Source organism: Oleiphilus sp. HI0086, from assembly GCF_001635225.1.
On sequence record NZ_LWFZ01001360.1, the window covers coordinates 1 to 805 of the forward strand.

The 805-nt window shown below is 45.1% G+C and carries 1 protein-coding gene; it reads left to right on the top strand.

The features are described from left to right. Window positions 1–805 (top strand): hypothetical protein (locus A3756_RS28245; RefSeq protein WP_197481494.1); only part of this gene is annotated, 805 nt, incomplete at both ends.

Consider the following 805-nt stretch of genomic DNA (forward strand, 5'->3'; position numbering starts at 1 on the left):
TGACGGTGAGGTGCTTTCTTACGGTGCTAGTACGACGATATCTGTCAATGTAGTTAATGCAGGTAGGGATAATGAATTATTAGCAACGCCAACCTCAGTGAGCTTTAGTTCAGCTTGTGCGACACAAGGATTGGCGACAATTGGTGAATCAGCGTTAAGTTCTGCAGGTGTGGCGACCGTAAATTATACTGCCACATCTTGTACTGGTTCGGATACGATAACAGCAACGACAACTGATGATGAAGGTAATACCTCAACTGCATCCGTAACAATTGATATCTCTAGTTTAGGTTTGGGTAGAAGTTCTGGCGATTCTTTTGTATCGGGTGAAATGACAACGCTAACTGACGGTGTTGATCTAACCTATGGTGGCGACACGGTTGTGTCGGTCAATATTGTTGATACCAACGGTAATACTCTATTTACCTCTAGTTCCGTGTCGGTTAGCTTTACTTCAAATTGTGTGCAGCAAGGCAAGTCGGATATTTCATCTTCGGTTAATACAACGACAGGTACCGCGGTTGCAACGTATACTGCGAATACCTGTGAAGGGCCTGATGTCATTACCGCTACACTAAGTGATGGGACCTCAGCTACAGCAAATATTAACGTAGCAGAGCAAATACTAGGTGAATTAGCTTTTGTATCGGCTGATCCTTCAACCATCGCGTTGAAAGGCAGTGGCTCAAGTGCTCACCCAGAGGTTACAACCGTTACCTTCAGTTTGAACGATGCGACGGGCGAGCCGATGGCAGGTGAAACAATTGAATATTCTCTGTCAACGAATGTGGGGGGGATTACTTTC